Origin of the sequence: Advenella mimigardefordensis DPN7 (assembly GCF_000521505.1) — a bacterium.
Classification (GTDB): Bacteria; Pseudomonadota; Gammaproteobacteria; order Burkholderiales; family Burkholderiaceae_B; genus Advenella; species Advenella mimigardefordensis.
In genome coordinates this window covers 3480211-3496890 of sequence record NZ_CP003915.1, presented here as the reverse complement: position 1 = coordinate 3496890, position 16680 = coordinate 3480211, and the positions used below count along the sequence as shown (strand labels likewise).

Genomic DNA, 16680 nt, shown 5'->3' with positions numbered 1-16680 from the left:
ACTTCACTAAAAGTGAACGGGGCGTTCATTTCTATAAAACCGGCTGGGGTCAAACCCGTCAAGACTGATCGGAAACCGCAGCACATTATTACTTGCAGGATGCATCATGAATCAGTATATCCAAGCCGTTCCACTGGAAAAATCGTATCGCCTTGTTAATCATGGCCCCACAACCCTGGTGTCTGCCGCTAGCGGTGGCGAGCAGGATGTGATGGCAGCTGCGTGGGCCTGCGGTTTGGATTTTTCGCCGCCCAAGCTGACGGTGGTGCTGGATAAAAGCACACGCACGCGTGAGCTTATAGAGAGGGAAGGGAGATTTGTCGTGCAGTTACCGACCGTTCCGCAGGCGCAGTTGACTCATTACGTCGGCAATCATAGTCTGAACGACGAACCTGGTAAGTTGCAAACCGCTGGCGTAGAGATATTTCATATGACCGGGTTTGAAGATTTGCCCTTTGTGGCTGGCTGCGCTGCATGGCTGGCATGCCAGCTGATTCCGGAGCCGCATAATCAGACGAGCTACGATCTTTTTATTGCTGAAGTTATCGGTGCCTGGGCCGACAGTCGCGTGTTCCGGAGCGGGCATTGGGAATTTGCCAGTGCCGATCCCGCCTTGCGTACGTTGCACTATATCGCCGGCGGTCAGTTTTATGCGATCGGCGACGAAATTGTTGTGAACGAGCAATAGCGGGAGCAGGAGGGCGGTTACAAAATGCCCTGTTCAGGATAGGGCGCGTTTTGTTCAACCCGCTCGTAGCCAAGGCGCGACAGGTCTATGCTCTGGAAGCGACCATGAATAATCAGTTCTGCAATACCGCGGCCGGCTGCCGGTGCGTGCATCATGCCATGACCGGAGAAACCTGCTACGGTATACAGGTTGGGCAGGCGTGCGTTCCATGCGCCTATTACCGGGTTGCCGTCCAGCTCGTTGACCTCATACAGCCCGGCCCAGCTGCGATGGCAACGGGCCGCCTCAAAGGCAGGAAAGCGATGGGCAACAGCCGGCCACACGACTTCTTCGAAGTTTTTGTGATCTACTTCGAAATGGTAGCCACGTGGCACGTTGCCATCTACCAGCCCTCCCGAATAACCCTGACCCTCGGAGCGAAAGGCCAGTCTGGCCGTATCCTTCACATAGGGCAAATGGCCTACGTGGCTGCCTGGCGTAAAGTAATGTTCGAAGCGTCGCACTGGCACTATCGGTAATGACATATTGAATAATTTGGCAACATCGCCGGACCAGGCGCCGGTGGCGTTAACAAAAGACGTCGCGCGAATTATCTGACCGTTGCCCAGGGTGACCGATTTTGCCTGAACGGCGTCGTGATCGGCAGCAACCACTCGCTCAGCAATGTATTGCACGCCCAGTTCTATGGCTTTGCGGCGAAACCCCCAAAGCAATCCGTAGGGGTCGCACCAGCCATCATGCGGTGTATGTACGCCCGCACCCAGATCGTCCACATACATGGCCGGGAATCGGTCTTTTAACTCTGCGGGTGAGAGCAGATCGAGGGTACAACCCTGGGATTGCTGGAAACGCGCATTTCTCTCCAGATTTGCCGTGTCTTGCGGCGGAACGACAAATAGATAGCCACCTTCGACCCAGTCCACCGGAGCCGGATGCGTTGCTGTGGCCATGGTGTGTTCAAAGTTTTTGATGAAGTCTATGCTGTAGAGCGACATGGCAATGTTTTCTGCGCCGGTAAACTGCACGCGGCAGCCTCCCGAGGAGCGCAGGGCCGAGGCCAGCTCGTAACCCGGATCCGGTTCAATGACGCAAACCGACAGTTGCGGATCTTGTTGCATTAGATAATAGGCAGTGGCTGAGCCGATAATGCCGCCGCCGATAATGGCAACGTCAAACAGGTGTGGATGTGTGGGCATGTTAAAGGGCGGTAAGGAGGTAAATGGGCGGCAAATGCACCTTGCCTGGATTGTTTGTTGGTATTGCTGCAGTCTTAGACCGCTGCCGGGCGGGCTTTGTGCAGTGCGTCCTGGGTTTGCGCAATGTGGCGTTCAAGCAGCTTTCTGGCCCGTTCTGCGTTACCCGCTTTGCATGCCTCCAGCAGGGCGCGGTGATCCTTTTGCGGAGATTTTCTGCCGATGGCTGCTGATTGCTGCGCACGCAAGTGGATGTCGGCACTTCTGACCACGCTTTCGATCATCGACAAAAGCCGCGGTCTGCCACAAGGTGTGTACAAACACAGATGAAATGCCAAATTCAGCTCTGACCACTCGCCGGGCATGTCACTGGCATCATAGCGGGCAAGTATGGCCTCGGCTTTTCTAAGTATGGCAGGTGTCATATTTGGGATGGCCAGCACCAAAGCGCGCGATTCCAGCCCGATTCTGATATCCAGCGTTTCCAGCAGATCATCGATGGACCTTGAGGCCACTACGGAACCCTGATGTGCCGTATGTTCCACCAATCCCTCGGCTTCCAGGCGCTTGAGCGCTTCACGTATTGGAATGCGGCTGACACCGAACCGGCGGGCCAGTGCCTCCTGCTTCAATTGCACCCCGATTCCCAGTGAGCCATCAAGGATAAGGGCGCGCATCTGGTTGGTGACGGATTCTGCCGACAGGGTAACGGGATTGTTTAAAAGGTTGCTCACTGGTTGTGCTCTATATTGAATCCTAAATTGGATCCAATATTAGCATTTTTTTAAAACCGATACGTACAAAATTCATGTGCTGCCGATAGTGGTGCAATGCACCGACACTGAAGATGAGAGGGGAAGGGTACGGTAAACGGGCGCCAACGATTTACAGGGAAAATCAGCAAATAGCAAATGCGCTTACAAATATCTGAATATTCTTGACAACGCCGGAATCTGTGCGTATAAACTTCATTGCAGTCGCAGTTTGTAACATGTATGAAAAACGATAAACAATGATTAGATTACAGGTACAAAAGGAGACAATCATGACAACTCGCATCGCGAAAAAACGTCAGACAGCAACACCCACCTCATCACGTCGGCAGTTTCTGGGAGGCGCAGCCGCCGGTTCAGTCGCCGCAGCGGGGATGGGGTTCCCCGCCATTGTCAGTGCACAGACACCCACCAACTTTCGTTTTCAGAGTACCTGGCCAACGGTCGATATTTTCCACGAGTATGCCAACGATTTTGCGAAAAAAGTCAATGACATGACCGGTGGCGAGCTACGGATTGAAGTGCTTCCTGCCGGGGCCGTGGTGCCGGCGTTTGCCTTGCTGGACGCCGTGTCCAAGGGCACGCTGGATGGCGGACACGGGGTTCTGGGCTACAGCTACGGCAAGCAGAATGCGCTGGCCTTGTTTTCATCGGGACCGGCATTCGGCATGGACGCCAATATGCTGCTGGCCTGGCATAAATATGGTGGTGGCAAGCAATTGCTGGCCAAACTCTACGAATCCATTGGGGGCAATGTCGTCTCTTTTCTGAGTGGTCCCATGCCAACGCAGGCGCTGGGCTGGTTTAAGAAACCGATTGCGAAGGCAGATGATTTGAAGGGCGTAAAGTTTCGCACCAACGGTCTGGCGATTGATTTGTTCACCGCCATGGGGGCGGCGGTGAATGCCTTGCCTGGTGGCGAAATTGTACCCGCGCTGGATCGCGGCCTGCTGGATGGCGCCGAGTTTAATAATGCATCGTCCGACCGCCTGCTGGGCTTCCCGGATGTATCGAAGATCTGCATGTTGCAAAGCTTTCATCAATCGTCCGAGACATTTGAAATTACCTTCAACAAGGACAAATATAACGCGCTGCCCGACAAAATGAAGGCCATTATCGAGAATGCGGTTGAAGCTGCTTCGGCCGATATGTCGTGGAAAGCGATAGACCGTTATTCCCAGGATTACATCAAGCTCAAAACAGAGGATAACGTCAAATTCTACAAAACACCGGATGCGATCCTGCAGCAGCAATTGACCACCTGGGACGACATCATTGCCAAGAAAGCGGAGAACAACGCCCTGTTCAAGGAAATTGAACAGTCGCAACGTAAATTCGCCGAGCGGGCCGTGGCCTGGGATATGGATACCAATAACAATCGTCGTATGGCATACAACCATTACTTTGTGAAAAAGGCAGCGGGCTAGCCTGCCGACGGATGGCGCCGGCCATAGGTGCTGGCGCCGGTTGGTTCCTGTTGCGTTGATGAGCGGGTCGAGAAAGCCGGATGCGGTCTGGATGGGATTGTCTGACTGGCAGATTCAGGGTGCTTTTTCTATGGTCATGTGTGCGGCTGCGTGTATGACAAGTGGCATTTGACGCAAGGGATTGTTTAATACTCTGTCCCAGGAGTTTGTTGATGAAAAAAATCCTCCACCGTATTGATCAGGTCAATACCTGGATCGGACAGCTGTTCGGCTGGTGTGCGCTGATTCTCACGCTGTTTGTCACTTACGAAGTGTTCTCCCGTTATGCCTTCAGAAGTCCGCATGCCTGGGCATTTGATGTCATGAACATGCTGTATGGTGCGCTGTTCATGATGGCTGGAGCCTATACATTGGGCAAGAACGGCCATGTGCGAGGCGATGTACTTTACGGTTTTTTTCCGCCGCGCCTGCAGGCCTTGCTTGATCTCATTCTGTATATCCTGTTTTTCTTCCCCGGCGTTATTGCGTTGGTGTGGGCTGGATATGCCTATGCATCAGAGTCTTTTGCCATTAATGAGCATTCAACCATCACCGCCGATGGTCCGCCGATTTATCCCTTCAAGGCGATTATTCCGATTGCCGGTTTTGCGTTGATTCTGCAGGGCATTGTGGAGGTTGTGCGTTGCGTGCAGTGTTTGCGCGATGGCGACTGGCCCTCCAGGGATATCGACGTTGAAGAGGTGGATGTGGACAAACTGAAAGACATGGTCAATGTGACGGATGCGGATATTCAGGAAGTCGATCAGTACATCGCAACACAGGGGGATAAGGCATGAGAAAAGAGGCCTGGTTCGGTATCAGTATATTGATTGCAATTGTGGCAGCGCTGGTTGTTTTCATGCCAGCCCCCGCCGATATTACCAATGGCCATCTGGGCTTGTTGATGCTGGCGTTGATTGTGGTCACCATCATGCTTGGTTTCCCCACTGCATTTACGCTGATGGGTATGGGCGTTATCTTCACGCTGTTTGCCTATCGGGGAATGGGACCTAAGCTGGCCATCGAACAGACGCTGGATCTGATGGTGTTGCGCACGTATGCGGTGATGACAAATGACGTATTGATTGCCGTGCCGCTATTCATCTTTATGGGCTACCTGGTTGAGCGCGCCAACCTGATAGAGAAACTGTTCAAAAGCCTGCATCTGGTGATGGCGAAAATCCCCGGATCGCTGGCCGTGGCGACCGTGATTACCTGCGCGGTGTTTGCGACGGCTACCGGGATTGTTGGGGCAGTGGTGACGCTTATGGGTTTGCTGGCGCTGCCAGCGATGCTCAAGTCGGGTTATGACATCAAACTGTCGGCGGGTGTGATTACCGCCGGCGGCTGTCTTGGCATCCTGATACCGCCATCGGTGCTGTTGATTGTGTATGGTGCCGTGGCCGGTGTGTCGGTGGTTAAATTATATGCGGCTGCATTTTTTCCAGGCATTATGCTCGCTGGTATGTACGTCCTGTATATCATTCTGGTGGCAAAGATCAAACCGGCCTGGGCGCCGCCGCTGTCGGAGCAAGAGCGCAGGATTCCTCTTCCAGAATTCGCTGCCAGCATTAAAAATCGTTTCAGCAATAAGGCACTGCCTGGCTTGCTGCGTGCACTAAAGGGTGAGCGCAATAGCAGTATTTCAACGGTTGTGATACTGAAGCAACTGTTCATCACGCTGATTCCTGCTGTTCTGTTCGTTTGCGCTATCGGGCTGAGCTACACGCTGTCCATGCCGAGTGCGCAACAGGCCAGTACGCTCACGCAACTGGGTTCGCTTGATGAAACGTCAACCCTGCAATATGCCGGTTCATTGCAGGAACCGCCCGGTTCAGGATTGGCTGAACCACCGGGGTCTCTTGCCGAACCACCTGCTGCGGGTCTGGTTGAACCATCCTCGGGCGTCGCTGAACCTCCGGGGGCGGTAGCGGAGCCGCCGGGTGCCAGGCCCCTTCCGTCTGATTCGGATGCAGCCGCATCTACCGGATCCGGTACCGATGCACCAGCGGTGGCGCCGACCTTCTGGATTGTGCTGGCGGTTGGACTGGTGCTGATGATGGCGTTTTACGCATGGTTCACCTTTGCCAGGCTGGAAATATTCAAAATGCTGCTGGCGTCGTTCTTTCCTTTGGCTATTATGATTCTGGCGGTACTGGGCAGTATTGTCTTTGGCTTTGCCACACCGTCAGAAGCGGCAGCCATGGGGGCTTTCGGTGGCATTCTGCTGGCGCTGTGCTATCGCCGGCTAAATATGCCGATGCTCAAGGAGTCGGTGTACCTGGCGGCCAGAACCAGCGCGATGGTGTGCTGGCTGTTTGTCGGCTCCAGTATTTTCTCTGCCGCCTTTGCCTTGCTGGGCGGACAGGAGATTATCAATAACTGGGTTGTCTCCATGGACCTGACGCCGGTGGAATTCATGATACTGGCGCAGATTGTGATTTTCCTGCTGGGCTGGCCGCTGGAGTGGACAGAAATTATTGTGATCTTCATGCCGATATTCCTGCCTTTACTGGCGCATTACAATATTGATCCGCTGTTCTTCGGCATTCTGGTCGCGCTGAATTTGCAGACTGCGTTTCTTTCGCCACCGGTGGCCATGTCGGCCTTTTATCTGAAGGGCGTCGCACCGCCGCACGTGACGCTGAACCAGATATTCCTGGGGATGCTGCCCTTCATGGGCTTGCAGATACTTGCACTGATTCTGTTGTATCTCTTCCCTAAAATCGGACTGTGGTTGCCAGAGGTACTGTACTGATGGAGCGATGCTGTTCGGGGTGCGGAGTGCTCTGAACAGCACAGACCAATGTCAATTGAGATTATTTGCGGCGCCGGTATGACGCAGCAGGAGAGCCGCCGGAAGGCTTGCGCTTGCGTTTTTCGGGTGCACGTGCGGCCGCCTCCACCCCAAGTTGCGCCCATTTCAGTATTTGCTGGCGATCGTCCAGGATGGATTCGGGCGGCGCATAAAAAGAAAGCTCGATGGTCTTTGTGGTGCCGTCTGGTTCTTTCCTGGCGTAGGTTAGGGGCAGACAGCCCGCCAGCTCGAACTGTTCCTGAGTCTGATCATCACGCTTGACATAGAAGCGCTCCTCGCCGCTGACAATGGCAAACATCCGTCCGTCCAGATACAGGCCTACACTGCCGAACATTCTGCGCGTGGTCACCGGCCCCAGCGGTGCCAGCAGATCCAGCACGTACTCGAGAAAGTCTCTGGACACACTCATGATACGTCTGTAGATGAGGTTAAAAAGCTGGCCACGTACTCATCGGCGGGATTGGAGGCCATTTGCGCCAGGCTGCCGTGCTGAATCAGCCGGCCCTGATTGAGCAGGGCAACGGTGCCGCCAAGGATCCTGGCTTCCTCCACATCATGGGTAATAAACACAATGGTCTTATTCAGACGGTCCTGCAAATCCAGTAACAGTGTCTGTAATTTGCGTCTGATCAGTGGGTCAAGTGCGGAAAAGGGTTCGTCCATCAGAAGAATGTCAGTGCCGGCCGCCAGCGCGCGCGCCAGACCGACGCGCTGGCGCATGCCGCCGGAGAGCTCGTCATAATAGTGCGTCTCGTAGCCGGACAGTTCCATTTCGTTAAGCCAGTAACGCGCCTGCTCGGCACGCTCGCGTTTGGGAACGCCACGCACGCGCAGGGCAAATTCGGCATTCTGCTGGACGGTGAAATGCGGCAGCAGGCCAAAGTGCTGAAAGACCATGGCAATGCGCTTCTGGCGAAATTTCTGCAGTTCCGGAATGGACAGGGCGGTCACGTCTACATCCTGAATGTGAACCGTGCCGGTGTCCGGATCAATCAGGCGATTGATATGGCGCAGCAGCGTGGATTTACCGGAGCCAGACAGCCCCATGATGCAATAAATACCATTGGAAGGAATATCCAGATTGATATTTCTTAACGCCACATGGCAGCCGGTTTCAGCCGCGATTTGTTCATTCTCCGCGCCCTGTTGCAGCAGTTTCATGGCCTTGCTATGGCGTTCGCCGAACACTTTATTGATATTCTGCAGACGGATGAAATGCTGGTCTATGTCCGGGCTGCCTGCGCCGGTTGGCACCGTGCCCGGGAGATGATCTATGACTTCTGGATTCATCGTGTTCTCCTGCGGTTACCGTAAGCCTGGGTGATGCGATCAATAATGACCGCCAGGATCACAATGGCGCCACCGGCCTGTACGCCCTGGCCGACATTCAGTGTTTGCACCGCCTCCAGTACCCGTTCGCCAAGGCCCGGTGCGCCGATCATGGAGGCCAGTACGACCATGGAGAGTGACATCATAATGGCTTGGTTGATACCCGCCATGATGCTGGGTTTGGCAAGCGGCAGAATGACCCAGCGCAGCATTTGCCAGCGATTGGTGCCAAACGCGGTGCCGGTTTCATGCATCTCGCGACTGATCTGTAAAATACCCAGCGCCGTCAGGCGAATCAGTGGCGCGATGGCGTAAATGATTGTTGCAAATAGTGCGGGCACATTGCCCAGCCCAAAAAGCATCAGCACCGGAATAAGATAGACAAAGCTGGGCATGGTTTGCATGACGTCCAGCACCGGCTGCAGCACGCGGTACACGCGCGGTCGCCCGGCGACGAATATCCCTATCGGTATTCCAATGACGACTGTAATAATGACCGAACAAATCAGCAGCGCCAGCGTCTGCAGCAATGCCACCCATAGGCCGAAGGCGCCGATCACGTAAAGCCCGATAGCGCAGGCCACCGCAAAAATAATGGAACGTGTGCTGTGCCAGGCCAGGGCTGCAGTAAGCAGAATCATCAGCCAGGCCGGAATCGCGGCAAGGGCCTGCACCGTTGGGCTAAGCAGGTAGCGGGTCAGAAAGCCGCTAACCTGTCGAAACGACTCGCCATAGCTGCCCACCAGCGACTTGAGACCGCTATTGAGCCGGTCCTGTATGGACCAGTCTGGGAAGATGCTGCTTGCGGTTGTTGTTTGCCCCGTCCACGCTTGCAATCGGGAGGCGGCTTCGGGGCTGACCCAAGCCTGCCACACCTCGGGATGGTCTTTGATGAACTGTTCCGCCTGCCGCGCACCGTCACGCTTGCTTTCTGTCATCTGCAGAATGGCGCCGTTCAGTTGATCGGGCGTGAACTGGATTTTTTCAAAGAATTGCATCAGATCCGGATGCTGTTCCTTGAAGGGGGTGGAAACGGCAACCGACAGATTGGAGACGGGAAAGCCGGTAACGCAATTCTTGTCGCCGTCCTTTTCCAGCAGACTGTTCCAGCATTCTGATTCATTTTCCGGAAACGTCAGCGCCTTGAATGTGTATTTAGCCATAAGCCCGGTTGGCTGCCAGTAATAAAAGAGCAGGGGCTTCTTCTGTTCATAGGCAGAGGAAATTTCCGCATCCAGTGCAGCGCCTGTTCCCGGGTGAACATTATCGAACGTCTTGTCCAGACCCGTCGTATGCAACAGGCGGGTATTGAATATTTCACATGTCCAGCCGGACGGGCAGTTCATAAAGCGTGGTTTGGGGCCGCTGGCTGAATCCAGAAACAAGTGTGAAAACCGTTCCAGATCCTGATAGGAGCGAAGTTGCGGGTTTTGCTCCCAGACATAATCGGGCACATACCAGCCCTGCTGTGCACCGCCTTTGAGCGTGTCGCCCACCATGGCGGCCTTCTTCTCCTGCAACGCTTTATTCATCACTTCGGAGCGCCCGACCCACACTTCGCCAATGACCTGGATATCGTTCTGCGCCAGGGCATTTTCCTGGGCAGGGCCCGATCCCGGAACTTCAGTTGTCTTGCACCGGTAGCCGTGTTCGGTGATCAGGCGCAATACCGCGCTGGTGAATTGACCGCTTTCCCAGGTCAGCGCGGCGAATTTGACCGGACTGGCGCACGCAGCAAGTGCGGGCGCACTGAAGAGGAGCAAAAAAACAAAAACGATGCGCTGTACCATTGGCCGGACCCTTGCGATTTGCTAGATCACTTCATTACAACTGGCATTTGGCAATGGTGCAAGGCTTTAGCGGCAAATTGACGTAAATTGACGTCATCTGCTGACGATTGATAACGATGTCTGGGGGTTGCGATCTCACGTTCGAGTATACCTTCAGGGCAGGACCAGCGAATAGCGCAATAAAAAATGCAACAAAAACGTACCTGCAGGCTGGCATGAAAAATGCTTGGCATAGGTAGCCAGACACTTCACTGCAGTTGACAAGTCCGCGTTCTGAGCACGCTGCCTGATTGGGGTATTCCCTAGAAAATTACACTTGTTATTTCCAATCTCATGGTGTTAGCATTCAAATATGACCACCCGGTCACATTTGGCATGAGGCATATGTTTTATCGCTCAATGGACTTTGCAACGGATCGTTTATGACAATTGGAATCGCCGCCAGTGGCGCCAACGCGGGAGAATCAGTACGTGCAGGTGTGCTTGCCGCAGAGTTGCTGGGCAGAGGCGCCATAGGCGGCTTTGCCGTCTTTGCGGCAATGTTGCACGACGGCAGGGTATGCCACTGTGTGACCCAAAACGGAGGCATCGGCAAACTGGCGATTCCGGACGAATGGTTGCAGGCTACAAGGGCCGCAGCGATTTCCAGCGGACCCGACAGACCCGAGCCGTTGCAGCAATTTCTGCCCGGCTTTGATGGTATCGGGCTGGTCACCGGTCATCGCTTGCCCAATCGTGCGGGAATCGATGGCGAGCCCCTGAATCGGGCCGTGTTGCGGCGTCTGGCCAATGGAGAAATGCCCCAGCACGCCGTGGATGCGGTGCTGCACGCGAATGCCCAAAGCGACGCGGGATTGATCGCTATTGATGCTCAGGGTTATATCGGCTGGGGCAATAGTCAGCGGGTGGCTGCAAGAGCGGATCTGGGCAGCTTTGCCCGCAGCGCAGGAGACAGGAATCTGGCCATTCTGCATAACTCAATTTATTTCATGCGTGATATGGCGGAGGCGGTAGGCAGTCTGGCCTGGCAGGCTTTGAGCGGCGAGGCCGGTACTTATCAATTGTTGTCTATGCCGCAGGCCGTTGCGCTGCGCCAGGCGCAAAACGACAGGATTCAGCTTGATTCGGAAGGGCAGATTGCCCTGATTGAAACGGCGGCAGCGCCGGTGTCGGATATATCAGGACGTTTTACGGCAGCGTATCTGGGGACGCCGGTCTGGCAAGCCGGTCGTCTGATCGGCCACACGATCAGCGAGCTGATCGGACTGGTAGAGGATGGCTGTGTCGTGCGCAGTCTGGATCCCGTTTCGGCAACGGTCGTCATGCGAAGGTCAATGCATGTCGCGTCGTGAAAACACAGAACGAAAGCTTTTAAACGCGCTGGAAGAGCAGATCAATGAAACGGGAATGGTGGGCGTGGGCGTCAATGCCGTTGCCAAACGGGCAGGGGTCAGCAAGGAACTGATTTACCGCTATTTCAATGGTTTGCCTGGCCTGTTACTGGTCTGGATGCAGGAACAGGATTTCTGGACTGCGCGCGCCGGGCTGCTCAGGGATGAAGAGTCCAGCCAGCAGACACCCGCTACCCTGATTCTGTCGATGTTGCATGCCCAGATCGAGGCGCTCGCAGGCAGCGAAAGCCTGCGGGAAATCCGACGCTGGGAGTTGATTGAAGTGAACGAGGTGACCGAGAAGCTGGCGCAGCGACGCGAGAAGGCGGCCCGGTCGTTTATTGATCGGGTAGACGGGTTGACACAGGAAGTGGACGTGCCGGCAGTCGTGAGCATTATGTTGGCCGGGGTGCTGTACATGATGTTGCGATCCAAGACAGAAAGCCATTTTCTGGGGGTGTCACTAAGGACGAATGCTGGCTGGCAGCGACTGTATGCGGCGCTTGAACAGATTATTCAGGCCGGATTTCCTGAAAACCTGCGAACGCAGGCGTTGGCCGATCTGGAACGAAGTAAGAGTGAAGGATATTTACCTGGAAGCAGACAATGAAGCAAAGAGCAGCAGATGTATTGATCGATGTGTTAAGTGCGCATGAGGTGGACCGGTTTTTTTGTGTGCCTGGCGAGAGTTATTTAAGTGCGCTGGATGCCCTGTCGGCGCATGCCGGCATCAAGGTGGTGACGTGTCGCCATGAAGGCGGCGCGGGCTTTATGGCGCTGGCCGACGCGCGGCTTACCGGCAGGCCGGGTATCGCGCTGGTCAGCCGCGGTCCGGGCGCGATGAATGCGGCGATCGCCGTACATACGGCGCAGCAGGATGCTGTTCCGCTGATTATATTCATAGGCCAGGTTGAAAGAGCACATCGCCATATGGCGGCGTTTCAGGAGGTCAATTATGAACAGGTATTCGGCAGCATGGCCAAGTGGGTGGTGGAAATCAATGATGCGCAGCGGCTGGCCGATCAGGTTGCCACGGCATTTCATCGAGCCTGCAGCGGCACGCCAGGGCCGGTGATCGTGGCATTGCCGGAAGATATGCTGGAGGATGTGATCGAGGTTGAGCGCGCATACCGTTTGCCGTTACCGAAAGCAGGCGCGTCGGAGGCCTCGCTCAAACAGGTGGCGGGCATGATTGCACAGGCACGTCGTCCCTTGTTCATTGCCGGCGGACTGCTTAAACATGCGGCCGGATGCAAGGCGTTGCAGCTTGCGGCTGAAGCGTTTGGCATACCGGTTGCGACGGCGGTGCGGCATGCCGATCTGCTCGATAATAACCACCCGTTGTTTGCCGGACATCTGGCCTATGGCGCACCGGCGGCGCTGGCGCAGGCGGTGGCCGAAGCCGATCTGGTGATCGCTGTGGGCACCCGTCTGGGCGATGTGACCACTCAGGGATATTGCTTTCCTGCGGCGCCTCAGCCGCAACAACCGCTGATTCACGTCTGGCCGGATGCGGATGCCCTTGGGGCCCTGCGCAGGACGGATCTGGGGCTGGTCGCTGACCCGACCACATTTCTGGAGGCGCTGAGCAATAGCGCACCGGCCGCAATCGATGAAGCGCATCAGGCCTGGAGCAAAAAACTGCATCAGGTGGCGCAATCTCTCAGACAGTGGGAAGGGCCGTCCGATGCTGCCGACGGCGTGGTGTTTTCGAGTGTGGTGCAGGCAGCCGACCAGTTGCTGGCCGATGACGCCATTGTCACGATTGATGCCGGTAACTTCGGTGGATGGGTACAGCGCCTGCTGCGGTTTGGCGCAGGCAGGGCTATGGTTGCGCCATCGTCAGGCGCGATGGGTTATGGCGTGCCGGCCGCCGTTGCCGCCAGTTTGCGCCATCCGGAGCGACAGGTCATCTGTTTTGTCGGCGATGGCGGGTTTTTAATGACAGGGAACGAGCTGGCGACGGCTCTTCAGTACGGAGCACATCCGGTACTGATTATTTCGGACAATGGCGCCTATGGCACGATCCGCATGCATCAGGAAAAGCATTTTCCTGAGCGGGTGAGCGCCACGGATCTTTGCAATCCTGATTTTGCTGCGCTGGCACGTAATTTCGGCGCCGTCGGCATTGCGGTAGAGGACAGCTCGCAGATTGAGGCGGCACTACGCACGGCACTTGCCAGCGGACAGGCTGCTGTTATTTCGGTACGCACCAGTTTGCAACATATATCGGCGGCAGCAACGATCGCACAATTGCGCGAACGAGCCCGTTCGGGCCGATGATACGGGAGCGCAAATGCACATTATTGTGATCGGCGCCGGCGTCATCGGCATGACCAGCGCATATTATCTGGCTCAAAAAGGACATCGGATCACCGTCGTGGATGCATGTGCGGGTCCGGGGCAGATGACCAGCATGGCCAATGGCGCCCAATTGAGTTACAGCTTCGTTGCGCCGCTGGCCGAGCCGGCGGTGTTGGGCAAATTGCCGGGGTGGCTGTTTGACAGGCAATCACCCCTGTCATTGCACTTGCGTGCTGATCCGCAGCAATGGCGCTGGGCGATGGCATTTCTGGCTGCCTGCAGCAGTCGCAAAAGCCGGCAGACAACGGCTGAGCTGCTGACGCTGGGTTTGTACAGCAGACAAATGATGCATCAACTGATGACGGATGACATGTTGACATTTGATTTCAGCCGTTCCGGCAAGTTGCTGGTGTATCAGGATGCTGCAGCGTATGACGCCGCCAGAAAGCAGATGGACTATCAGGCGACGCTGGGCGCGCAGCAGCAAGCGCTGGACCGCCAGCAATGTGTGCGTCTGGAGCCCGCATTGCGTGGTATTGAGCAGCAGATTGTGGGCGGCATATTTACGCAGAGCGAAGACGCCGGCGATTGCATGAAGCTATGCCTTGAGCTGGAGCGGGTGCTGCGTCAGCGAGCCGGACCGGTTGATTTTGTTTACAACACTCCTGTCGTGCGCCTGCATCATGAGCGCGGTCAGGTGACGCGGTTGCAGACACAGTCGGGCGATATGGAGGCCGATGCTTATGTCATCGCCAACGGCGTTGGTGCACAGATGCTGGGGCGCCAGGCGGGCTTCAATCCCCATATTTATCCGCTGAAAGGTTACAGCCTGACGTACGAACTCACTGCACAAAGCGAGGCGCCGCATGTCAGTGTGAGCGACGTACATAATAAGGTTGTCTATGCCCGTGTGGGAAACCGCTTGCGTATTGCCGGCATGGTCGATATTGGCGATACATCGGGCGTGATCCGGATGGGTCGCATCGCCAGCCTGAGACAGGCGGCTGAACGGTATTTGCCCGCATTGCATCCTGCAGGCGAACCTGTAGCGTGGGCGGGGCTGCGTCCCGCCCGTCCGGACAGCAAACCGTTGATTGGCCGTACGCCCTTGCGCAATTTGTGGATGAACGCCGGCCAGGGCGCATTGGGCTTTACGCTTGCCGCGGGCAGCGCCGCCTTGCTGGCGAATCGGCTTTCAGGCGATTCGGCACCCATTGCCGATAGGCTTTTCGCCCCTTAAAACAGGGGTGTTGCAGCACATGTACTGGCCAGGATTGAATTGCTGTCAACTGAGCCAGCCCCCTTATATCGAATACAGGAGATAGACCATGATATACAAGGCCAAGCAATTGAGCGCTTTGAAAAGTGTGGCAATGGGTATGGCATTGGCTGCCGCTTTGTCGTGCGCGCCGGCCGCTCAGGCGCAAACGGTGACGGCCGTGATGCAGTCCGGATTACGCGTGATGGATCCGGTTATCAGCACCGCCTTCATGACCCGGGACCATGGCTATATGATTTATGACACCTTGCTGGGAACGGACGCGAACTTCAAGATTCAGCCGCAAATGGCGGACTGGAAGGCATCGGACGATGGTAAGACATACACCTTTACCCTGCGGGACGGTCTTAAATGGCACGACGGCGCGCCGGTGACATCAGAGGACTGTGTCGCCTCCATTAAGCGCTGGGCCGAAAAGGATTCTACCGGTCAGGTGTTGATGACCATGGTGGATGATATTAGGGTTGTCGACGACAAAGTATTTGAAATCAGCCTGAAGGAACCGACCTCTTTATTACTTCAGGGACTGGGCAAACTCAGTTCACGGCCTGCGTTCATGATGCCCAGGCGTATTGCCCAGACGCCGTCTTCCCAGCCAATTACCGAGTATATCGGATCCGGGCCGTTCAAGTTCGTTCAGTCAGCGTTCCGGCCCGGGCTTAAGGTGGTGTACGAACGTAATGATGATTATGTGCCGCGTAGCGAACCCGCCAGCTGGACCGCAGGGGCAAAAGTGGTGAACGTCGAGCAGGTGCAGTGGGTGGCCATGCCAGACCAGATGACGCCCATTAATGCGCTGATGAATGATGAAATTGATTTTATCCAGCAAGTCCCGTTTGATCTCTTGCCCATGGTCCAGGATCAGGACAATATCAAGGTTGAGGTGCTGGATAAACTGGGCGCCTGGACATACTTCCGGTTCAATCATCTGCATGCGCCCTTCAATAACCGCTTGATTCGCCAGGCCGCCATGTATGCGGTCGGACAGGAAGATGTGCTGAAGGCGCTGGTTGGCAATCCTGAGTACTACAAACCCTGCGCGGCGGTGTTCGGTTGTGGCAATCCGAATGAAAACGACTATGGCAAGGATATCGTTGTGCCCGCCAATATCGAGAAAGCAAAGGCTTTACTCAAACAGGCCAACTATGATGGTACGCCCGTTGTGATTTTGCAGCCGACCGATATCGCCATGCTCTCCGCTCAGCCGGTGGTGATCGGCGACGCCTTGCGCAAGGCCGGTTTCAAGGTAGATATGAAGACCATGGACTGGCAGACCGTTGCGACTCAGCAAAGTAACCAGAAAGCGCCGGCCGATGGCGGATGGAATATCTTTTCTACATACAGCATTCTGGCTACCAGCGGAGATCCGTTCGGCAATACGACCATCGCTTCCAATGGCAAAAAAGCATGGGCGGGCTGGCCCGACGTGCCCGAGATCGAGGCGTTGCGGCTGAAGTATGCGCGAGCGAAAGATGATGCCGAGCGCAAGGATATCACTGCGCAGTTGCAAAAGCAGGTGATTGATGAAGGCGTGGTTGCGCCGCTGGGACAATTTCTGATCCCCGCCGCGTATAGCACCAAGCTGTCCGATGTGCTGCCATCGCCTGTCACTGTGTTCTGGAATATGAAAAAGTCCGATAAGTGAGCTT

Annotated in this window: 14 protein-coding genes; 9 read left to right on the top strand and 5 right to left on the bottom strand. The window is 55.6% G+C overall.

The window, feature by feature from the left end; translation table 11 throughout:
* The first annotated feature begins 106 nt into the window (after positions 1-106).
* Positions 107-688, top strand: a complete 582-nt coding sequence (locus tag MIM_RS16140; RefSeq protein ID WP_025373796.1) for a flavin reductase family protein — start codon at positions 107-109, stop codon at positions 686-688.
* A gap of 17 nt (positions 689-705) precedes the next feature.
* On the opposite strand, the gene MIM_RS16135 is transcribed toward MIM_RS16140, so the two are convergent.
* Positions 706-1884 carry an NAD(P)/FAD-dependent oxidoreductase gene (locus MIM_RS16135; RefSeq protein ID WP_025373795.1) on the bottom strand — a complete coding sequence of 393 codons (1179 nt, stop codon included), beginning with the start codon at positions 1882-1884 and terminating at the stop codon, positions 706-708.
* Between the two features lie 74 nt (positions 1885-1958).
* Positions 1959-2615 (bottom strand): GntR family transcriptional regulator, encoded by a 657-nt coding sequence (locus MIM_RS16130; protein ID WP_025373794.1) that lies wholly within the window; start codon positions 2613-2615, stop codon positions 1959-1961.
* Between the two features lie 311 nt (positions 2616-2926).
* Here MIM_RS16130 and MIM_RS16125 point away from each other — a divergent pair, with 311 nt between their 5' ends.
* The 3 genes from MIM_RS16125 (at position 2927) to MIM_RS16115 (ending at position 6878) form a co-directional block, all read left to right on the top strand.
* Positions 2927-4081: a TRAP transporter substrate-binding protein gene (locus MIM_RS16125; RefSeq protein WP_025373793.1), complete on the top strand. Its 1155-nt coding sequence runs from the start codon at positions 2927-2929 to the stop codon at positions 4079-4081.
* A 212-nt stretch (positions 4082-4293) separates the two neighbouring features.
* On the top strand, positions 4294-4917 hold the full coding sequence (locus tag MIM_RS16120; protein WP_025373792.1) for a TRAP transporter small permease subunit: 624 nt from the start codon (positions 4294-4296) through the stop codon (positions 4915-4917).
* A complete protein-coding gene (locus MIM_RS16115; protein WP_025373791.1) occupies positions 4914-6878 on the top strand; it encodes a TRAP transporter large permease in 1965 nt (654 codons plus the stop codon). The genes MIM_RS16120 and MIM_RS16115 overlap by 4 nt, the downstream gene beginning before the upstream one ends.
* A 61-nt stretch (positions 6879-6939) precedes the next feature.
* Here MIM_RS16115 and MIM_RS16110 read toward each other — a convergent pair whose 3' ends face one another.
* From MIM_RS16110 to MIM_RS16100, 3 genes are read right to left on the bottom strand one after another with little or no spacing between them, the layout of a single operon-like run.
* Positions 6940-7347: a TfoX/Sxy family protein gene (locus MIM_RS16110; protein WP_025373790.1), complete on the bottom strand. Its 408-nt coding sequence runs from the start codon at positions 7345-7347 to the stop codon at positions 6940-6942.
* Positions 7344-8228, bottom strand: coding sequence for an ATP-binding cassette domain-containing protein (locus tag MIM_RS16105; RefSeq protein ID WP_025373789.1), 885 nt, complete (start codon positions 8226-8228; stop codon positions 7344-7346). Before MIM_RS16105 ends, MIM_RS16110 begins: the two co-directional genes overlap by 4 nt.
* Complete coding sequence (locus tag MIM_RS16100) at positions 8225-10057, bottom strand: glycine betaine ABC transporter substrate-binding protein (protein ID WP_025373788.1); 1833 nt, start codon at positions 10055-10057, stop codon at positions 8225-8227. Before MIM_RS16100 ends, MIM_RS16105 begins: the two co-directional genes overlap by 4 nt.
* 422 nt (positions 10058-10479) lie before the next feature.
* On the opposite strand from MIM_RS16100, the gene MIM_RS16095 reads away from it, so the two are divergent.
* From MIM_RS16095 to MIM_RS16075, 5 genes are all read left to right on the top strand, one after another.
* Positions 10480-11409 (top strand): DUF6963 family protein, encoded by a 930-nt coding sequence (locus MIM_RS16095; protein WP_025373787.1) that lies wholly within the window; start codon positions 10480-10482, stop codon positions 11407-11409.
* Positions 11396-12058, top strand: coding sequence for a TetR/AcrR family transcriptional regulator (locus MIM_RS16090; protein ID WP_025373786.1), 663 nt, complete (start codon positions 11396-11398; stop codon positions 12056-12058). Before MIM_RS16095 ends, MIM_RS16090 begins: the two co-directional genes overlap by 14 nt.
* The gene (locus tag MIM_RS16085; RefSeq protein WP_025373785.1) at positions 12055-13731 is read left to right on the top strand and encodes a thiamine pyrophosphate-dependent enzyme; all 1677 of its coding nucleotides are present in this window, start codon (positions 12055-12057) and stop codon (positions 13729-13731) included. The genes MIM_RS16090 and MIM_RS16085 overlap by 4 nt, the downstream gene beginning before the upstream one ends.
* A 13-nt stretch (positions 13732-13744) precedes the next feature.
* On the top strand, positions 13745-14992 hold the full coding sequence (locus MIM_RS16080; RefSeq protein WP_025373784.1) for a D-amino acid dehydrogenase: 1248 nt from the start codon (positions 13745-13747) through the stop codon (positions 14990-14992).
* An 88-nt stretch (positions 14993-15080) separates the two neighbouring features.
* Positions 15081-16676 (top strand): ABC transporter substrate-binding protein, encoded by a 1596-nt coding sequence (locus MIM_RS16075; protein WP_025373783.1) that lies wholly within the window; start codon positions 15081-15083, stop codon positions 16674-16676.
* The last annotated feature ends 4 nt before the right edge of the window (positions 16677-16680 follow it).

Bases quoted from the DNA above. Each gene is read 5' to 3' on its own strand.
- MIM_RS16140 (WP_025373796.1), top strand. From the start codon at position 107: ATGAATCAGTATATCCAAGCCGTTCCACTGGAAAAATCGTATCGCCTT.
- MIM_RS16135 (WP_025373795.1), bottom strand. From the start codon at position 1,884: ATGCCCACACATCCACACCTGTTTGACGTTGCCATTATCGGCGGCGGC.
- MIM_RS16125 (WP_025373793.1), top strand. From the start codon at position 2,927: ATGACAACTCGCATCGCGAAAAAACGTCAGACAGCAACACCCACCTCA.
- MIM_RS16120 (WP_025373792.1), top strand. From the start codon at position 4,294: ATGAAAAAAATCCTCCACCGTATTGATCAGGTCAATACCTGGATCGGA.
- MIM_RS16115 (WP_025373791.1), top strand. From the start codon at position 4,914: ATGAGAAAAGAGGCCTGGTTCGGTATCAGTATATTGATTGCAATTGTG.
- MIM_RS16110 (WP_025373790.1), bottom strand. From the start codon at position 7,347: ATGAGTGTGTCCAGAGACTTTCTCGAGTACGTGCTGGATCTGCTGGCA.
- MIM_RS16105 (WP_025373789.1), bottom strand. From the start codon at position 8,228: ATGAATCCAGAAGTCATAGATCATCTCCCGGGCACGGTGCCAACCGGC.
- MIM_RS16100 (WP_025373788.1), bottom strand. From the start codon at position 10,057: ATGGTACAGCGCATCGTTTTTGTTTTTTTGCTCCTCTTCAGTGCGCCC.
- MIM_RS16095 (WP_025373787.1), top strand. From the start codon at position 10,480: ATGACAATTGGAATCGCCGCCAGTGGCGCCAACGCGGGAGAATCAGTA.
- MIM_RS16090 (WP_025373786.1), top strand. From the start codon at position 11,396: ATGTCGCGTCGTGAAAACACAGAACGAAAGCTTTTAAACGCGCTGGAA.
- MIM_RS16085 (WP_025373785.1), top strand. From the start codon at position 12,055: ATGAAGCAAAGAGCAGCAGATGTATTGATCGATGTGTTAAGTGCGCAT.
- MIM_RS16080 (WP_025373784.1), top strand. From the start codon at position 13,745: ATGCACATTATTGTGATCGGCGCCGGCGTCATCGGCATGACCAGCGCA.
- MIM_RS16075 (WP_025373783.1), top strand. From the start codon at position 15,081: ATGATATACAAGGCCAAGCAATTGAGCGCTTTGAAAAGTGTGGCAATG.